Raw genomic sequence first — 17,619 nt, 5'->3', positions numbered from 1 at the left:
GTCATTTGACAAGGCCTTTACCGGGGAATTTGGTCGGTGTGAGAGGATTCGAACCTCCGACCCTCTACACCCCATGCAGATGCGCTACCTGGCTGCGCTACACACCGACGGAGTCAGCTCGGCTGACGGGGGCAGAGTTTATGGAGATGACCCTGCCCTGTCAACAGGGAAACACCGTCAATATCCCATCCATGGTGCGTTCGCTTGCTTTGCGCACAATCAGCGGTTAAAGGTCAGCCGCTTGCCCAAAATACCGTCACTGACCTGACCGTTCTGCCAGGCTATCTGGCCGTTCACCAGCGTCATCTCCACCGTGCTATGGAAACGGTAGCCGTTGAAGGGCGACCAGCCGCAGTGATAGAGGATGTTGTCATCGTTGACCACATAGGGCTTGCCCAGATCGAGCAGCACCAGATCGGCGTAGTAACCCTCGCGGATATAACCGCGATCCTGCACCTGGAAGCGCTCGGCCACCGCGTGGGAGGTTTTCTTGACGATGGTCTCCAGAGTGAAGACGCCGTTGTGGTAAAGCTCCAGCAGCGCCTGCAGGGAGTGCTGTACCAGCGGCACACCGGACGGCGCCTTGAAGTAGCTGTTCTGCTTCTCCTCCCAGGTGTGGGGGGCGTGGTCAGTGGCAATGATGTCGAGCACATCATTGCGCACCGCATCGAGCAGGGCGTGCTGATCGGCGGCACTCTTTACTGCCGGGTTGCACTTGATCTGGCTGCCGAGGGTGTCGTAATCGGCCTCGTTGAAGAACAGATGGTGAACACACACCTCGGCGGTGATGTTCTTGTCCTTCAGCTCGCGCAGATCCGGAGTCGCGGTAAAGAGCGACAGCTCCTTGGCCGAGGTGAGATGCAGCACGTGCAGCTTAGCGCCGTACTGCTTGGCCAGCGCCACCGCCATGCTGGAGGATTTGTAGCACGCCTCGTCACTGCGGATGCGGCCATGCTCACCCATCGGCACATTCTCGCCCCACTTGGCCCGCGCCACCTCTTCGGCTTTGGCGATGGTCGGGGTGTCTTCGCAGTGGGTGACGATCATCACCGGACTCTCGCGGAAGATGGCCGCCAGGGTATCCTGATTGTCCACCAGCATGTTGCCGGTCGAGGAGCCCATGAACACCTTGACCCCGCACGACTGCTTGGGATCGAGGCGCTTGATCTCTTCCAGGTTGTCGTTGGTGGCACCGAGATAGAAGCTGTAGTTGGCAACGGAGGAGTTGGCGGCGATCTGGTATTTGGCTTCGAGGGCGTCGAGGGTGGTGGTCTGGGGATTAACGTTGGGCATTTCCATGAAACTGGTGGTACCACCGGCGACGGCGGCCCGGGATTCACTGGCGATGGTTCCCTTATGGGTCAGGCCCGGCTCCCGGAAGTGGACCTGATCATCGATCATTCCGGGGATGAGGTGGCGACCTGCCGCATCGATGACCACCGCATCGTGCACGTCGATATCGGGTGCGATGCGGGCAATCCGTTCCCCCTCGATCAACACGTCGGAGGCATAGATACAGCCTTCGTTGACCAGGGTGGCATTTTTGATAAGCAGTTTGTTCATGGGGGGTTCCAGTTCCTTTGCCGATAATCGCGGGTCATAATAGCGCAAAACTGCCCCTTCTCTGTAGCAAGGCCTGACTGATGAAGTTATTTGTAAGAGATTTAACCGTGATCGACTCCAGCTACCTGTGCGAACGCCGCGGCATGGTGGGCGAGAGCTGGCTGGTAGATATCGAAATGAGCGGCGAGCTCAACGAGATGAGCATGTTGCTGGACTTTGGCCGGGTAAAAAAGCTGATCAAGTCGATCATCGATGACGAGGTGGATCACAAGCTGCTGGTGCCGACCGAGTGCTCCCTGATCCACGTCGAAACGCTGGAAGATGGCGAGAGCTGTGTCGATCTGCTGCGCCCCGGTCGCTCCATCCACCTGCGCTGCCCGACCCAGGGCTTTGCCTTTATCCCTGCCCCGCAGGTCGATAAAGAGTCAGTCACCCGCTACCTGCTGGCGGTGCTGGCCAAGCGGCTGCCGGGCAACATCAAGGATCTGTCGCTGACCCTGCGTCAGGAAGCTATCGACGGCCCCTTCTATCACTACAGCCACGGCCTGAAGAAGCACGATGGCAACTGTCAGCGCATCGCTCACGGTCACCGCTCTCCCATCGAGATCCACATCGATGGGGAGCGCGATGGAGAGCTCGAACAGCAGTGGGCCGAACGCTGGGCCGATATCTATCTCGGCACCGATGAGGATAAAGTCGCCCTCACCGAACTGGCCCTCAGTGCCCGCGCCAACGTGCAGTTGGGTGAACACCACACCGGCTTCAAATATGTGGCGCCGCAGGGGCTGTTCCAGCTGGCCATCCCCACCGCCGAGGTGGAGATGATCGACACCGACACCACGGTCGAACTGCTGGCCTGCTATATCGCCCGCGAAGTGAAGAAGATGGTGGGCGACAAGTTCGTCAAGATTGTCGCCTATGAAGGGGTCGGCAAGGGCGCTATCGCCTACACCTGATCCCCTTATCTCTGGCGCAATAAACAAGGCCCCGCAACTGCGGGGCCTTGTTGTTTCAGCCTATTGCCATCAGGCACTCAAGCGGAAGCGCTTGACCAAACTCTCCTGCTGCTCGGCAAGGGAATCGAGCTGCTGGCTGGTCTGGGCTACCCGCTCGATCCCCTGATAGTTGAGATCCGAGATATCGGAGATGCGGTTGAGATTGGTGGCGATGTCGGCGCTGGTCGCCTGCTGCTGCTCGGCGGCAGAGGCAATCTGGCTCGACATGTCGCTGATCAGCACCACGATCCCCTGCACCTCTTCCATGGCGTTGTTGGCGTGAGAACTCTGATCCATGCAGCTGTCCATCTCGCGGGAGCACTCCTGCATCACGGTCACTGCTCTGGCGACCCCCTGCTGCAGGTTCTCGATCATGGTCTGGATCTCGCTGGTGGATTGCGCGGTGCGACCCGCCAGACTGCGCACCTCGTCGGCTACCACCGCAAATCCGCGCCCCTGCTCGCCAGCACGCGCAGCCTCGATGGCCGCATTGAGGGCCAGCAGGTTGGTCTGCTCGGCGATGCCACGAATGACATCGAGGATGTTGCCGATCTGGCTGCTCATGGCGCTCACATCGCCAATCACCTTACCGGTCTGCTGCAGCTTGCCCGCCAGCTGATGGGTGGTAGTGATATTGCCTGCCATCACCTTGCGCCCCATCTCGGAGGCCTTCTCCACATCCTGCACCCGCTCCAGGGTCTGGTTCGCAGCCTGCGCCACCTCCCGTACCGAGGCTTCCATCTGGGTCATGGCGGCGGCAACCGAGGCGGTCTCCTGCCGCTGTTTCTCCAGATCGGCCCGCACCGATTCGGTGGTGTGGCGGTTGCCATGAGCTGCATCGTTGAGCTGGGCAGATGCGTTGGAGAGCTGGACCAGCACCTCTCCCATCTGCGCGATTAGCAGGTTGAGCTGGCTGCCCAGTTGGCCAAATTCGTTCTTGCTCTGAAAACCGATACGTTGGGTCATGTCACCGCGAGTTACCTCGGAGAGCACCTGCAGCAACTCCCTCAGCGGACGGCGGATCGCCTTGCCGAGGGTATAAGCCACCAGCATGGCGATCAGGATGGCGACCACGATGCTGGCCCCCTGAGTCAGGCTGCTCTGGCGCTGCACCGCTTTGGCGTGCTGGATGCTGCCGTTCATGAGCTGCTGGCTGCTCGCCGTCATCCGCTCCAGCCGGTTCTGAATATCGACGATGAGGGCGCTGGCCTGCTTGCTCTGCTCCCGCATCTGCTCCTGCTGTTTCATCAGCGCCAGATACTGGGCGAGCACCCCCTCACTGCCGGTAGTGTCGCGCACAAAACCGTGGACATAATGGCCCATGTCGTTGTCGAAGTTCTTGAGCTCACCCTGCAGATCCTTGATGGTGCTGTTGAATCCCTCAATCTGCATCTTGTTGCGCTTGAGCGCCCCTTCGATGGGCGCCGGGATGGTCTGGTTAAGGGCATCCATGGTGGAGAGTTCGATGGCGGAGAGCTTGGTGGTCAGGGTCTCGGAGAGCATCTTGATGAAGCTGTCGTCGACGGTGAGCATCATGTCACCCAGGTTCTTCTTGAACTGGGGCAGGCTGACCTGAAACTGCCCCTTGGCCAGATTGACCTTGTGCAGCCGGGTAAGCAGCGCCTCATGTTCGCCGGGCAGAGTATCGGTCAACTGCAAGTAACGCGTTAACTGCTCACCGAGGGCCGCCATCTCGCCCTGCAGATCTGGATGCTCGACCACCTGCTGACGCAAGGCGGCCAGGGTTTTATCTACCTGCTCCTTGGCCTGTTTCAGCTCGGCCACATCGGCAGGCAGCTGTTTGGGGTCCTGCTCGGCCAGCACATCACCGAGCCATTTGTTGGCGCTGAGCAAACTGATCTGGGTCTGGCTGCTGGCGATCACCAGCGGCATCGACTGCTGGGTCACCTGTTCCAGCGCCCCGCCGAGGGTCTGCTGACTACGAAATGTGAGCAGTGAGCTGGCCACCATCACGGCCACCAGAATAGCGAAGCCGAGATAGACCCGCTGCAAGATGGAGAGATCCGACATTAATTGTTTCATTATTATCCCGCTGTAGATGCAAAAGTCCCTTGCCTGAGTACCCCGTCCTTTTGATACCCTGCAGACCACCCTGAACAGGCGCTACAGATGACGTCCCTCCGGCTATCGGTATTTTTAACAATAACTGAAGGGAATGGGACATCAGCTGTGCCAAATGTCGGCTTGTGTCACACTTGCTGCGCAGCTCGTCCAGACTCTGGAGCCGCTTGGGATCCAAATTCGATTTTCTTTTTCTCATAAGGGAGTTAGCCATGGCGCAAGAAACCATTTTCAGCAAAATCATCCGTAAAGAGATCCCCGCCGACATCCTTTATCAGGACGATCTGGTGACCGCATTCCGGGATATCCAGCCCAAGGCCAAGACCCACGTACTGATCATCCCCAATGTGCTGATCCCCACCGTCAACGACGTGGAGCCGGAGCACGAGCTGGCCCTTGGCCGGATGTTCACCGTGGCTCGCAAGCTCGCCGCCGAAGCGGGTATCGCCGAGGATGGCTACCGCCTCATCATGAACTGCAACCGCCACGGCGGGCAGGAGGTCTACCACATTCACATGCATCTGGTCGGTGGCCAGCCGCTGGGGCCGCTGCTCAGCCTGTAATGACTCGCCACATCACAACCTGCCGCAGCGCCCTGTTGCTCTGCGGCGCTCTGCTGTTGCTGGGGGGCTGCGCCTCCCGCTGGCAGGATATGTTCGTCTCCTACTCCGATCAGATGGTGCCGCTGCGCAACCAGCTGCTGCTGGGCCATGCCGCCGAGGCGCTGCCCGAAGTGCGCGACTCCACCCTCGGCGATGACACCTTTGTCCTCGATCGCCTGGAAGAGGGACGCATCGCCTGGCTCGCCGGTCAGGATGCGGGCAGCAAGCAGGCATTTTCTGCCGCCGACAGCCGCCTTCAGTGGGAAGACAATCAGGCCGAATACCGGCTGAGCCACGGTCTGGATCAGGTGGGCAGCCTGCTCACCAACGACCAGTCGATGGCCTACCTCACCCCCGATTACGAACGCACCATGCTGCACCACTATCTGGCCCTCAACTACCTGCAACGGGGTGATGCCGATGGCGCCTTGGTGGAGGTACGCCGGGCCAATCAGGTGCAGGAGCAGGCCCTGAAACGGCGGGCTGATGAGGTGCGCAAGGCAAAGGATGAGAGCGAAGAGGCCGAGACCGAGGGGGAGATGCGCCAGCTGATGTCGCGCGGCGCACCCGAGCTGGACCGATTGATCGGCAAGGTCAAAAACGGTTTCCAGAACGCCTATACCTTCTACTTCTCCGCCGTGCTCTATGAGGCGGCGGGGGATCTCAACGACGCCTGGGTCGATTACCAGCGCGGCTACCAGATTGCACCGGACAACCGCAGCCTGCAGGATGCCTTGCTGCGCCTGGCGCGGCTTCGCGGCTCGCCGGACGAGATCCGCGCGACCGAGAAAAAGGTGGGCCGCAAAGCCCCCCCCCTCGCTAAAAATCAGGGCCAACTGGTGGTGCTGTTTGAAGATGGCCTGATCCCGGCGCGGCGCGAACTGTTCCTGCCGCTCCCTGTCTCCACCTCCAGCGGTGATTTTCGCACCTTTACCGTGGCTATTCCCTATTACGATAATCGGGCCAGCGACACGGGGCCGCTTACGGTCTCACTGGGCAAGCAGGTCGAGCAGACCAGCGAGCTGGTTCGGCTGGAAGCGCTGGCCGCCAAGGATCTGCAGGAGCGGCTGCCCGGCATGCTGACCCGGCAGGCGCTGCGGCTGGTGACCAAGGAGCAGATGCGCCGCACCGCCGCCAAAGAGGGGGGCGATGTAGGCAATATTCTGGTGGGGATCTTCAATACCCTCTCGGAACGGGCTGATACCCGCAGCTGGCTCACGCTACCGGCACAGGCATCTAGCTGGCAGGGAATGGTACCTGCAGGTGAGGTAAATCTCACCTTGGGAGCAGGTGCCGCCCAGCGTCAGTTGCCGCTAACCATTCACGGCGGCCGCACCACTCTGGTCTGGGTTCAGCGCCTCGGCGCAGGTCTGACGACCAGGGTGATGCCGCTCTGAGCAAACGGCTGATAGAGATGAACAAAACGATTCACGGGCAGGCTCACGCACTGCCCCACTCACCCCAATCAAGGAGAGCAAGATGAAAGCACACGGGTTGGCCCTCGGGCTTGCGCTGCTGCTGACCGGCTGCGCCACCAACACCTCCGGCATTGCCCTCTATGGCCCGGCGGATGCCGCACCAAAGATTGAACAACACCAGAACGTCAATGTCACCCTGACCGAACTGAGCCGCCGCGAACAGAATGGCCTGCTGCAGGTCAATGTGGCTGCCGCCAGCACCCAGCGTGGCGACAACAAGCTGCAATATATGTTCTATTGGTATGATGAGGCCGGTCAGGAGGTCGCCAGCGACGGTCGTGGCTGGACACAGCTCAAGCTGCACGGCTATCAGACCCGCACCCTGTCAGCCTTGGCCCCGACCCCGACCGCCCGCGGTTACCGGATTTATGTACGTGAAGTGATTGAGGAATCCTACTGATGAAAATGAATCATGCCCTGCTGATCCTGACCGGCGCTTTGCTGCTGGGCGGTTGCTCCAGCACCACGGTCAGCTATGGTGATCCAACCGAAACCGAAACGGTCACCGTCGATTACGGCTCAAGCGATCTGCAGGCCATCGCCGACAAGATGGCGGATTCCATGCTAGCGTCGCCGGCCACCAGCGAGATCACCGCTGGCGGTCGTCCGGTGATGTTCATGGACTCCATCCGCAACAAGACCTCCGAGCACATTGACACTGAAGCCATCACCGACACCATCCGCACCAAGTTGCTGCGGGCCGGCAAGTTCCGCTTCGTCGACATGAGCAAGGTCGCCGCCGTCAAGCAGCAGCTCGAGTACCAGCAGAGCAGCGGCATGGTAGACCCCGCCTCCATGGTACGTCTGGGCAAGCAGACCGGTGCCCGCTACATGGTCTATGGCAACCTCGCCAGCATCGTCAAGGACAACGGCAAGGTAAAGGATGTCTACTACCAGATGACCATGAACCTGATGGATCTGCAAAACGGCGAGCTGCTCTGGGCTGACCAGAAAGAGATCCGCAAGCAGGCGAAGAAATCCACCTTTGGCTGGTAACGCTCGCCCGGTGATGCTCGCCCCCGCAGCCCTGCTCGCCACGCTGCCCGCCCCTTGGGGCGACGGAAGTCTCGAGCCGCTCGAGGTGGGCCTCACCAACCGCAACTATCGACTGCGCCTCTCCTCGGGGCGCAGTTACTTTTTGCGCCAGGGCCACCCGGACCCGGTACGCCTTGGCATCGACCGGGCCACCGAGTGGCAGCTCTATCAGGGGGCCATGAGGTCAGGTCTGACCCTCCCCTGTCACTACCAGGATCCCGCCAGCGGCCTGATGCTGCTGGAGTGGTGCGATGAGCCCAACTGGCTTGAAGCTGCGCCCCCCGTCGCTGAGCAGCCCCGCTTGCTGGCAGATGTGCTGCGCAAGCTGCATCGCCTCCCCCTTCCCTCTGTGGTGATGGCGGTACGGGCCCACGCCGCCGGTTATCGCGCCCGGCTGGCTCAGGTACCGACCTGGCTACCCGCACTGGAACGGGGCCTGCTCGCCAGTCGCGAACCCGACGATTGCTGGCGCCCTTGCCACCATGATCTCAATCCGGCTAACTTGTTGGGAGCGAAACCCTGGGTTGTCGACTGGGAGTACGGCGCGGCGGGTCATCCCGGCTTTGAAGTGGCCAGCATCCAGCGCACCCACGACTGGCCTGCAGAGCGGCGCCGGGCGTTGGAGGAGCACTATCTGCACGCACTCCCGCGCCATGAGTGGCCAGATTTTCAGAGCGAGGCGTTCCTCCCCTGGGTCGACTATATCGGTCTGCTCTGGGCCCTGCTGATGGCCGAACAACACGCTTCACCCGACTATGACGCACTGATTGCCCTCAACCGGCAACGACTGGAGTGACAGATGAGCAACAAGGTGTGCTGGTACAAGCCGAAAACCTGGGGTCTGCTACTGCTCGGCCTGCTGCTGACCGGCTGCTCGACCCGGATCATCTACTACTGGCTTGATACCGCCATCATCTGGCAGCTGGACGACTATTTCGTCCTCACCTCCCCCCAGAAGGATCTGCTGAGCCTGGAGGTAAAGGGATTGATGGCCTGGCACCGCCAGCATGAGCTGCCCCGCTACGCCAATGATCTCGATACCCTCGCCAAAGCGGTGGCCAGCCCCATGACGCCGGAGCAGATCTCGACCAACCTCGATGCGGTGCAGCAGAGCCTCACCCGCACCCTGCAAAACGCCATTCCCCGCACCGTCAGGATCGCACGGACCCTAAGCGATGAGCAGGTCGCCCGCTTTATGACCGATCGCCTCAAACGCCAGCAAGAGCGCCAGCAGGAGTTTGCGAGCGAGCCCAAAGAGCAGATGCTGGCAGAGTTTCGCGACAAGATGAACCAGCGCCTCGAGTACTGGATTGGCGAGGTCAAACCGGCACAAGCACCGTTGGTAGCCCAGTGGGCCGAGTGGCAGTATGAGCTCATCCCCCCTGGATTGAGTTTCAGACCTCTTGGACCAAAGAGCTGGACAGGCTGATGCGACAGCGCCAGAGCCCCGATTTCACCCGCGAGCTGACTGATCTGCTGGCTCAGGGTGATGGCCTGATGGATGGCCGTTTCACCGGTTACACCGAGCAATCGCGCCAGCGCACCGTTAACTGGCTCTGCGCCATGAGCCAGTCGCTGGATCTGGCCCAGCGGGCCCATCTCTACTCCCTGCTCAAGAGTTATGCCCGCGATTTCCAGCAGATGACCGGGAGCTGACCAAGGGGCGTCAGAATAATCCTAATTGGGCGGCAAGGGTTGTCCCACCTGCGCCCCCTGTGGTAGTTTGCCCGTTCCATTTATCGGGAATACCCTTTTGCGCCTTATCGACAAAGTCAAACTGGGGCTGATGGCACTCGTTGTCTCGCTCACTCTGCTTTGTTCCATCACCCAGATGGAAGGCCCACGGCTACCCGAACAGCAACAGACCCAAAGCGTCTCGCAAGCCAGCGACAGCGACGATGGCGTCATCAAGTTTGTCGCGACTCACCAGAATCACCTGCTGCGTCTCGAACAGTCCATGCGCAGTGACAACCAGCCCGACAAAGTGGTCTACGAGCTGATCCAGAGCTGGTCTGCCCAGGCGATCCTGCTGGTGCTGCTTGGCTGGCTGATCCTTACTGCCCAGCTTTACCACAAGCAGAGCTTTCGCGATCGCTTCGGTGCGATCCATCGGCGCCGCCTACAGCGTCAACACCTGCAGTACCGCTTCACCCAGAGTTATCTGAGCGCCTGACCCTGAGGGGTTGGCAGATCCACGGTTTGCTCATCTCCTCCTTCTGACGGATCCCGCTTCAGCCTGATCCGCACCTGATGCATCCATTTTTCTGCGCCTTGCCAAACCCATGCATGGGTGATGGCCTGCGCACCATTCTCCTGACAGAGGCTATTTGCCATGAGAAAAACCAATCGCACACTGCTCAACCGCATGAGCAAGTGGCAGTACGCACTGCTGCTGTTGATGCTGCTGACCTTTACCTTTTATTCGCTGCCCACCTTTTTCGGTGAGCAGCCCTCCCTCGGTCTGCACGGCCAGCAGAGTCTGACCGTCCAGCAGCAGTTACTGCTGACCGACAACCAGCTGACCCCGACCAAAATTATCGAGCAGCCGGAGCGGGTCGAACTGGTCTTCGCCAGCCAGAGTGAACAGCAACGGGCCAAGCAGTTGCTGGAGCAGCAGGGTCTCGACAGTGCGGCACTGACACTGGAGTTTCACTCCAATGCCCCGAGCTGGATCACCCGCCTCGGCGCCGACCCCATCAAGCTCGGGCTAGACCTGCGCGGTGGCTCCCAGCTGCTGATCGGGGTGGATGTCGATTTCGTCATCGACACCCAGACCAAGAATCTGGTGGATACCCTTCGCACCCGCTTCCGTGAAGCCAACTTGCGCGGTGCTGGCGTAGTCCGGGCTGATCTGGGCAGCGTCAATGTCACCCTGCCGGAGGCAACTGATCAGAGCAACTGGCTCGCCATCATCAAGGAAAGCGCAGGCACCCGCCAGGATCAGTGGAAAATGACCCGCAGCGGCAATGAGCTAAAACTGGTGCTGAGCGAGGCCGAACGCACCCTGCTGGTCAACAACGCCGTGACCCAGAACCTGTCGATCCTCAAGAAGCGAATTAATGAACTCGGCATCGTCGAGGCCTCGGTGGTACGGCAGGGGCAAGATGGCATCCGTATCGAACTGCCCGGAGTGCACAACCCCAAGCAGGCGAAAGAGGTGATCGGGGCCACTGCATCGCTGGCATTCTATGAGGCCAAAGCCGACAGCCACTTCTATATTGCCGATCGCAACGGTCAGGCCGTTGGCATGGCACGCAAGCCGGTACTGACCGGCGAACACATTGTCGATGCCCGCGCCAACATGGGCGAGATGGGTCAACCCCAGGTCAACATCGTGCTCGACACCCTGGGTGGCAGCAAGATGAACCAGTTCAGCCGCCAGCATGTGGGCAAGCCGATGGCGACCGTCTTCACCGAGTACAAGACCAATGCCCAGGGTAAATTGCGCGCCCAGAGCGAGGTGATCAACGTCGCCACCATCCAGACTGCACTGGGTAACCAGTTCCGTATCACCGGTATTGGCAGTCTGCCGGAGGCGCAGGAGCTGGCCATGCTGCTACGCGCTGGCGCCCTCACCGCCCCGCTCAAGATCCTGGAAGAGCGCTCCATTGGCCCGACCCTGGGGATGCAGAATATCGAGGCGGGCTTCACCGCGCTGGCCTTCGGCATGGCGGGCATGATGCTGTTCATGATGGCTTGGTATCGCAAGTTCGGCTGGGTCGCCATCACGGCGCTGGTCGCCAACCTGTTGATGCAGGTCGGGATGCTGGCGGTGCTGCCAGGGGCCGTGCTGACCTTGCCGGGGATCGCCGGTCTGGTGCTGACGGTGGGGATGGCGGTGGATACCCATGTGCTGATTTTCGAGCGGATCAAGGACCGTCTGCGAGAAGGCGGCTCACTGGCTAACGCCATCGACTTTGGCTATCGCTCGGCCTTCCACACCATCTTCGATGCCAACATCACTACGCTAATCTGCGCCGTGGTGCTCTATTCCATCGGCTCCGGACCGCTGCAAGGCTTCTCCATCACCCTCATTCTGGGGCTGCTCTCCAGCATGATCACCGGGATCTGGGGCACGCGCGCCATCATCAACCCCCTGTGGGGCCGCAGCAGCGAGCGCACGTTGAAGGTGTAAGGGGCTTGCTTGCCCCGACATGATCCAGAACTGTCTGGCCAGCCACAGGTGTGGCTTACAGAGCGTGCCAGCCAGAAATTTTTCCTCGTGCTGCCAGTGGCATCACGTGACGAGCGACCTCTCGTGATATGAGAGCGTGGCTGAGGATAGAACTATGTTGAGAATGATTGTTGCAATGGGCCTGACCCGTTGGCGTTATATCGGCCTGTGGGCTTCCATCCTGCTGACAGTGGCCAGTGTGGCCATCTTGCTGATAAATGGCCTCACTCTGGGGCTCGATTTTACCGGCGGGATCCTGCTGGAGTTTCATATCCAAACCCTGAAAGAGGCCCATGAACTCAATGCCATGCTGGTCTCTCCGCTGGCAGGTGCGGCGGAGCTCAGCTCGGCCGGGATACCCGGTGAGTGGCTGATCAAGCTGCCCCCCCACGAACTGCCCTGGCAAGCTACCGAGCTCGCCACCATGCTGACCCAGCAACTGGGCATGCCGGTCGAACTGCTGCGCACCACCATCGTCGGCCCCCAGGTGGGTGCCGAGCTGTTCCAGCAGGGGATGCTGGCGGTGCTGGTGGCTTCGCTGGCGATGTCGGCTTATCTGGCATTTCGCTTCGAATGGCGCCAGGCTATCGGCATCCTGCTCTCGGTGGTCCATGACGCCATCGTGGCGCTGGGGCTGCTCTCCCTGTGCCAGATCGAGTTTGACCTCAACATCATCGCCGGTCTGATGGCGGTGATCGGTTACTCCCTCAACGACAGCATCGTCATCTCGGACAGGCTGCGGGATCTGCTTAGCTCGCGCACCCAGATGGGGATCCACGACTGCTCAGATGTTGCCATCAAGGCAACCTTCAGCCGCACCATGATCACCTCGGGCACTACCCTGTTTACCGTGGGCGCCCTGCTGCTGTTTGGCGGTGACGCCCTCTACGGTTTCTCCTTCACCCTGTTTGCCGGGATCCTGGTGGGCACGGTCTCCTCCATTACGGTGGCCTCGACCGTACAAGAGTTGCTGGGCCTCACCCCGCAGGCATACCAGAAAAAAGGTGAAGAACCACTCGCCAACGCAGCCTGATCCCAATCCCCCCTGCCAGCTCCTGGCAGGGGGATTTCCCTCCCCTCTCTGAGCCATTCTGCTGGCCCTACCGACTCGTCTCAATTGACAACTGAGCAGATTGCCAGCGAATCCTGATCTACCCGTCATTTTTAATAACAAATGAGTCATTTTGTTACGAAACCAACCCTCAAATTGTGACTGAAAGCACTTTCTTAAGGGCTCAAAAGAGGCAACATTGTGGTGATTTATCTACAAAGGGATACAAGATGTTGTTACAACCTGCCAATACAGCAAAATCCAGACAGTTGCTGAACGAGACCATGGCTTTGGTTCTCGCTGGAGGGCGGGGTAGTCGCCTCAAACAGTTAACCGACAACCGTGCCAAGCCTGCAGTTCATTTTGGCGGTAAATTCCGCATCATCGATTTTGTGCTTTCCAATTGCATCAACTCCGGCATTCGTCGCGTTGGCGTCGTTACCCAGTACAAATCCCACAGCCTGTTACGCCACCTGCAATCTGGCTGGTCCTTTTTGCGCTACCAGATGAACGAGTTCATCGACCTGCTGCCTGCACAACAGCGCGTGGACGAGGTCAACTGGTATCGCGGTACCGCCGATGCGGTCTACCAGAATCTGGATATCATCCGCGATCACGCCCCCAAATATGTGGTAGTGCTGGCCGGGGATCACATCTACAAGATGGACTACGCCGCCATGCTGCTGGACCACGTCAATATGGGGGCCAAAGTAACCGTCGCCTGTATTGAAGTTCCGCGTAGCGAGGCAAGTGCCTTCGGGGTGATGGCAGTGGACGATGATCGCAAGATCAACGCCTTCGTCGAAAAACCGGCCAATCCGCCTGCCATGCCGGGCAAGGCCGATACCGCACTGGCCTCCATGGGTGTCTATATCTTCGATGCTGACTACCTCTATCAACTACTGGATGAGGACATCGCCAACGAGCAATCCCACCACGATTTCGGCATGGATGTGATCCCGAGAGTGGTTAAAGAGGGCACTGCATTCGCCCATCCGTTCGGCATGTCTTGCGTCGGTTGCAGCGAAGGTCAGCGCCCCTACTGGCGTGATGTGGGGACAGTGGACTCCTTCTGGGAAGCCAACATGGATCTGGCCTCCGTCACTCCGGAGCTGGATATCTATGATCAGGAGTGGCCCATCTGGACCAGCCAGAATATGACGCCGCCCGCCAAGTTCGTGCAGGACCGCAACGGCCAGCATGGTATGACCATCAACTCAATGTTTGCCGGGGGCACCATCGTCAGCGGCTCCTTCATCCTGAGTTCGGTACTCTTTACCAACGTGCGGGTCGACTCCTTCTGTACTCTGGATCAGGCGATAGTCTTCCCGGGTGTAGAAATTGGTGCTGGCTGCCGACTGCGCCGGGTAGTGATCGACAAGGGCTGCAAGCTGCCAGAAGGGACGGTGATCGGTGAAAATGCCGATGAAGATGCTCGCCGTTTCTACCGCTCCGAGCAGGGCATTGTACTGGTCAACCAGGAGATGCTAACCCGCCTCAATAAAGAGATGCTGATGAAACAGAAGCGGTAAACCGGCAGATGACGCCATCAGTCCAGACCAGAGGGAGCCATCACGGCTCCCTCTTTCCATGGCTTGCCAAACAGGCCCCGCAAACAATCATCGCCATCGCGCCACAGTAACACCACTCCTCAGCGGGAGAAAAAATCTGGACGGCGAGCCCTGCCCTGTTTCCCTTACCCCAACCGTAAACTTAAGATTACACAAAGACCACTTAGCCTCCGAAACATGATCCTTATTATTCCTGTTAGCGCTATACAGATACTCCTTTATCTGGTTTTTTAGCAGTCACCCCGCTAGTTTCACTTGATTGTTTGTTTTTCCTTGGTAAGGTGAGGGCGGTTGCGTAACAAAGCCGGTACCAACGTAAACATATAGGTACGGTTGCTTTTGGCTTAATACAGTAGAGAGAATGAAATCATGCACAGAGACCCCCTGAACAACATCCATATCCAGTCCGAACAAGTGATGATCACGCCTGCCCAGCTCAAGGAGAAGTTACCCATCTCCGACAAGGCGCTGGCATTCGTGCAAGGGGCCCGCAATACCATCGCCGACATCATTCACCGCCGCGATCACCGGCTGTTGGTGATCTGTGGTCCCTGCTCCATCCACGATATGGACGCCGCCAAAGAGTACGCAACCAGACTCAAAGCGCTGCATGATGCCTACCAGGACTCTCTCTACATTGTCATGCGGGTCTACTTTGAGAAGCCTCGCACCACAGTCGGCTGGAAAGGCTTTATCAACGACCCCAATCTGGATGGCACCTTCGATGTGGAGCTGGGGCTTCATCGTGCCCGCGAGCTGCTCTGCTGGCTGGCGGAGCTGGAGTTGCCGCTGGCCACCGAAGCGCTCGACCCCATCAGCCCGCAATACCTGGCCGAGCTCTTCTCCTGGTCAGCCATCGGCGCCCGCACCACCGAATCCCAGACCCACAGGGAGATGGCCTCCGGCCTCTCCATGCCGGTCGGCTTCAAGAACGGCACCGACGGCAACCTGGGGACTGCCATCAATGCGTTGCAAGCGGCCTCCTCCCCTCACGCCTTTATGGGGATCAACCAGCAGGGCCAGGTTGCGCTGCTGCAGACCCAGGGCAACCCGGATGGCCACGTGATCCTGCGCGGCGGCAAACATCCCAACTACGACTCGGTCAACGTGTCACTGGCGGAAGAGGCGCTGGAGAAAGCGGGCCTGCTGCCGAGCCTTGTGGTGGATTGCAGCCACGGCAACTCCAGCAAGGATCACCGTTTGCAGCCCAAGGTGGCCGACAACGTCATCCACCAGATCCAGGAGGGCAACCGCTCCATCATCGGGGTGATGCTCGAATCCAACCTGTTCGAGGGAAACCAGTCCAGCGAGCAGCCCAAGGAGCAGATGCGCTACGGGGTATCCATCACCGATGCCTGCATCGACTGGGACACCACCGCCACCCTGCTGGCCCGCTGCCACAACCAGCTGGCTGACCCCCTCAAGGGCAGAACTGCACGGTAAGCCGTGGTATCTTGTCGTAACCTATTGAACAATCGAGGTATCACTAGTGGTGGCATCAAACCGCTCATGCCGTGATACCTTGTTGCATCTTGATTTTCAGGGCGCCGCCGCTGCGGCGCCAGCAGGGACTGGATATGGCTGAAGAGTTGAATGTACTCAGGGACAAGATAGATGCGGTGGACAAGCAGCTGATCGATCTGCTGGCCGCCCGTCTGGCCCTGGTGGGAGAAGTGGGTGAGGTAAAGAGCCGCCACGGCCTGCCCATCTATGCACCGGATCGGGAAGCGAGCATGCTGGCCCGCCGCCGTGCCGAGGCTGAGCAGTTGGGGGTGCCCGGCGATCTCATCGAAGACGTGCTGCGCCGGGTGATGCGTGAATCTTATGCCAGCGAGAAAGATACCGGCTTCAAATGCATAAAGCCGGATCTTGGCAAGGTGGTCATCATCGGCGGTCAGGGCCAGCTTGGTCGGCTGTTCGGTCATATGTTTAGCCTCTCAGGCTATCGGGTCGAGACGCTGGAACAAGCCGACTGGCCGCGCGCTGACGAGATCCTCGCCGGAGCCGGTCTGGTGATGGTGGCGGTGCCCATCGATATCACCTGCCAGATCATCGACCGCCTCGGCAACCTGCCCGCCCACTGCCTGCTGGTCGATGTCACCAGCGTGAAAGCGGCGCCGCTCGAACATATGCTGACGGTGCACCAAGGGCCGGTACTGGGACTGCACCCCATGTTCGGGCCGGATGTGGCAAGCCTCGCCAAGCAGGTGATCGTCTGCTGTCAGGGTCGTGACCCCGCAGCCAGCCAATGGCTGCTGGATCAGATGACCATCTGGGGCGCCCGCTTGCAGCAGGTGGAAGCCAAGGCCCACGATGAGGCGATGACCCTCATTCAGGCACTGCGTCACTTCGCCACCTTTGCCTATGGCTGGCACCTCTCCCGGGAGCAAGCCAATCTGGATCGCTTGCTGAGTTTGAGCTCCCCCATCTACCGGCTGGAGCTGGCCATGGTCGGACGGCTATTTGCCCAGGATCCCCACCTCTATGCCGACATCATTTTGTCGTCACCGCACAACCTGGCGATGATCCGCCGTTACTACCAGAACTTTGGTGAAGCGCTGGGGCTGCTGGAGCGGGGGGACAGGGCAGGCTTTATCGACGCGTTCTCACAGGTCTCCGGTTTCTTTGGTGAACACGCCGATCAATTCTTGCGTGAAAGCCGCATGTTGCTTGCGCAGGCCAACGACCGCCGCCATCACGGCTAATCCTGCAAAGAGCATCAACCACTCATATCACTAAAAAGGGAAGATGCCTGAGCATCTTCCCTTTTTCGCTGTTCGATATTCAGAAACCTGTGGCGCACAGGATCGGCTATGCCCCTGACAAGGCTGGCCGTCACCCTCCAGGGTTGATAAGTAGGCCGACTCAGCCACTATAAATTTTATTTATGGCTTTTCGTTTGATACCCCAATTTTAACTTATGCATAGCCAGCACTTGCCAAGAACCCCATCACCGGGCCGCCACCCGGCATTACGAGCCAACGCCCGATCTCGGGCCTATTGCACACGGTCTGGTCACGCAGGCTTGGCTAGCCGGAGGGATAGCACGCAGGAAGCAGGAAGCAGGA

14 protein-coding genes, 1 tRNA gene and 1 pseudogene are annotated in these 17,619 nt (G+C 59.6%); 13 read left to right on the top strand and 3 right to left on the bottom strand.

What is annotated here, in order from left to right; genetic code table 11:
- Positions 1 to 30 precede the first annotated feature (30 nt).
- Positions 31 to 107, bottom strand: a tRNA-Pro gene (locus ACE1BR_RS21435).
- Between the two features lie 112 nt (positions 108 to 219).
- Positions 220 to 1,563, bottom strand: coding sequence for a dihydroorotase (locus ACE1BR_RS21430; RefSeq protein WP_374873842.1), 1,344 nt, complete (start codon positions 1,561 to 1,563; stop codon positions 220 to 222).
- A gap of 80 nt (positions 1,564 to 1,643) precedes the next feature.
- On the opposite strand from ACE1BR_RS21430, the gene ACE1BR_RS21425 reads away from it, so the two are divergent.
- Complete coding sequence (locus ACE1BR_RS21425) at positions 1,644 to 2,519, top strand: 6-pyruvoyl tetrahydropterin synthase family protein (RefSeq protein ID WP_374873840.1); 876 nt, start codon at positions 1,644 to 1,646, stop codon at positions 2,517 to 2,519.
- Positions 2,520 to 2,588: 69 nt separating this feature from the next.
- Here the strand turns inward: ACE1BR_RS21425 and ACE1BR_RS21420 are convergent, their stop codons facing one another.
- On the bottom strand, positions 2,589 to 4,601 hold the full coding sequence (locus ACE1BR_RS21420) for a methyl-accepting chemotaxis protein (protein WP_374873838.1): 2,013 nt from the start codon (positions 4,599 to 4,601) through the stop codon (positions 2,589 to 2,591).
- A 251-nt stretch (positions 4,602 to 4,852) separates the two neighbouring features.
- Between ACE1BR_RS21420 and hinT the strand changes: the two genes are divergently transcribed.
- From hinT to tyrA, 12 genes and pseudogenes are all read left to right on the top strand, one after another.
- On the top strand, positions 4,853 to 5,203 hold the full coding sequence (gene hinT / locus ACE1BR_RS21415; protein ID WP_033113383.1) for a purine nucleoside phosphoramidase: 351 nt from the start codon (positions 4,853 to 4,855) through the stop codon (positions 5,201 to 5,203).
- Complete coding sequence (locus tag ACE1BR_RS21410) at positions 5,203 to 6,639, top strand: COG3014 family protein (protein WP_374873836.1); 1,437 nt, start codon at positions 5,203 to 5,205, stop codon at positions 6,637 to 6,639. The genes hinT and ACE1BR_RS21410 overlap by 1 nt, the downstream gene beginning before the upstream one ends.
- Positions 6,640 to 6,721: 82 nt before the next feature.
- Positions 6,722 to 7,120: a YcfL family protein gene (locus tag ACE1BR_RS21405; protein ID WP_374873834.1), complete on the top strand. Its 399-nt coding sequence runs from the start codon at positions 6,722 to 6,724 to the stop codon at positions 7,118 to 7,120.
- Complete coding sequence (lpoB, locus tag ACE1BR_RS21400) at positions 7,120 to 7,716, top strand: penicillin-binding protein activator LpoB (RefSeq protein ID WP_005302153.1); 597 nt, start codon at positions 7,120 to 7,122, stop codon at positions 7,714 to 7,716. The genes ACE1BR_RS21405 and lpoB overlap by 1 nt, the downstream gene beginning before the upstream one ends.
- Positions 7,717 to 7,729: 13 nt before the next feature.
- Positions 7,730 to 8,551 (top strand): hypothetical protein, encoded by an 822-nt coding sequence (locus ACE1BR_RS21395; protein ID WP_374873963.1) that lies wholly within the window; start codon positions 7,730 to 7,732, stop codon positions 8,549 to 8,551.
- Between the two features lie 3 nt (positions 8,552 to 8,554).
- Positions 8,555 to 9,411: pseudogene (locus ACE1BR_RS21390) on the top strand (DUF6279 family lipoprotein).
- Between the two features lie 97 nt (positions 9,412 to 9,508).
- Complete coding sequence (locus ACE1BR_RS21385; protein ID WP_374873832.1) at positions 9,509 to 9,928, top strand: hypothetical protein; 420 nt, start codon at positions 9,509 to 9,511, stop codon at positions 9,926 to 9,928.
- 159 nt (positions 9,929 to 10,087) lie between these two features.
- Positions 10,088 to 11,890 carry a protein translocase subunit SecD gene (secD, locus tag ACE1BR_RS21380; protein WP_374873830.1) on the top strand — a complete coding sequence of 601 codons (1,803 nt, stop codon included), beginning with the start codon at positions 10,088 to 10,090 and terminating at the stop codon, positions 11,888 to 11,890.
- A gap of 154 nt (positions 11,891 to 12,044) precedes the next feature.
- Positions 12,045 to 12,962, top strand: a complete 918-nt coding sequence (gene secF, locus ACE1BR_RS21375; protein WP_374873828.1) for a protein translocase subunit SecF — start codon at positions 12,045 to 12,047, stop codon at positions 12,960 to 12,962.
- Positions 12,963 to 13,210: 248 nt separating this feature from the next.
- Positions 13,211 to 14,512, top strand: a complete 1,302-nt coding sequence (gene glgC, locus ACE1BR_RS21370; protein WP_374873826.1) for a glucose-1-phosphate adenylyltransferase — start codon at positions 13,211 to 13,213, stop codon at positions 14,510 to 14,512.
- A 408-nt stretch (positions 14,513 to 14,920) separates the two neighbouring features.
- Entirely contained in the window at positions 14,921 to 15,994 is a 1,074-nt protein-coding gene (locus tag ACE1BR_RS21365; protein WP_374873824.1) for a 3-deoxy-7-phosphoheptulonate synthase, read from the top strand.
- Between the two features lie 134 nt (positions 15,995 to 16,128).
- On the top strand, positions 16,129 to 17,256 hold the full coding sequence (gene tyrA, locus ACE1BR_RS21360) for a bifunctional chorismate mutase/prephenate dehydrogenase (protein WP_374873822.1): 1,128 nt from the start codon (positions 16,129 to 16,131) through the stop codon (positions 17,254 to 17,256).
- Positions 17,257 to 17,619: the final 363 nt, after the last annotated feature.

Origin of the sequence: Aeromonas sp. MdU4 (assembly GCF_041929505.1) — a bacterium.
Taxonomy (GTDB): Bacteria; Pseudomonadota; Gammaproteobacteria; order Enterobacterales; family Aeromonadaceae; genus Aeromonas.
Note: the sequence above shows the minus strand (reverse complement) of the source record. Positions and strands in the feature narration are given on the sequence as shown.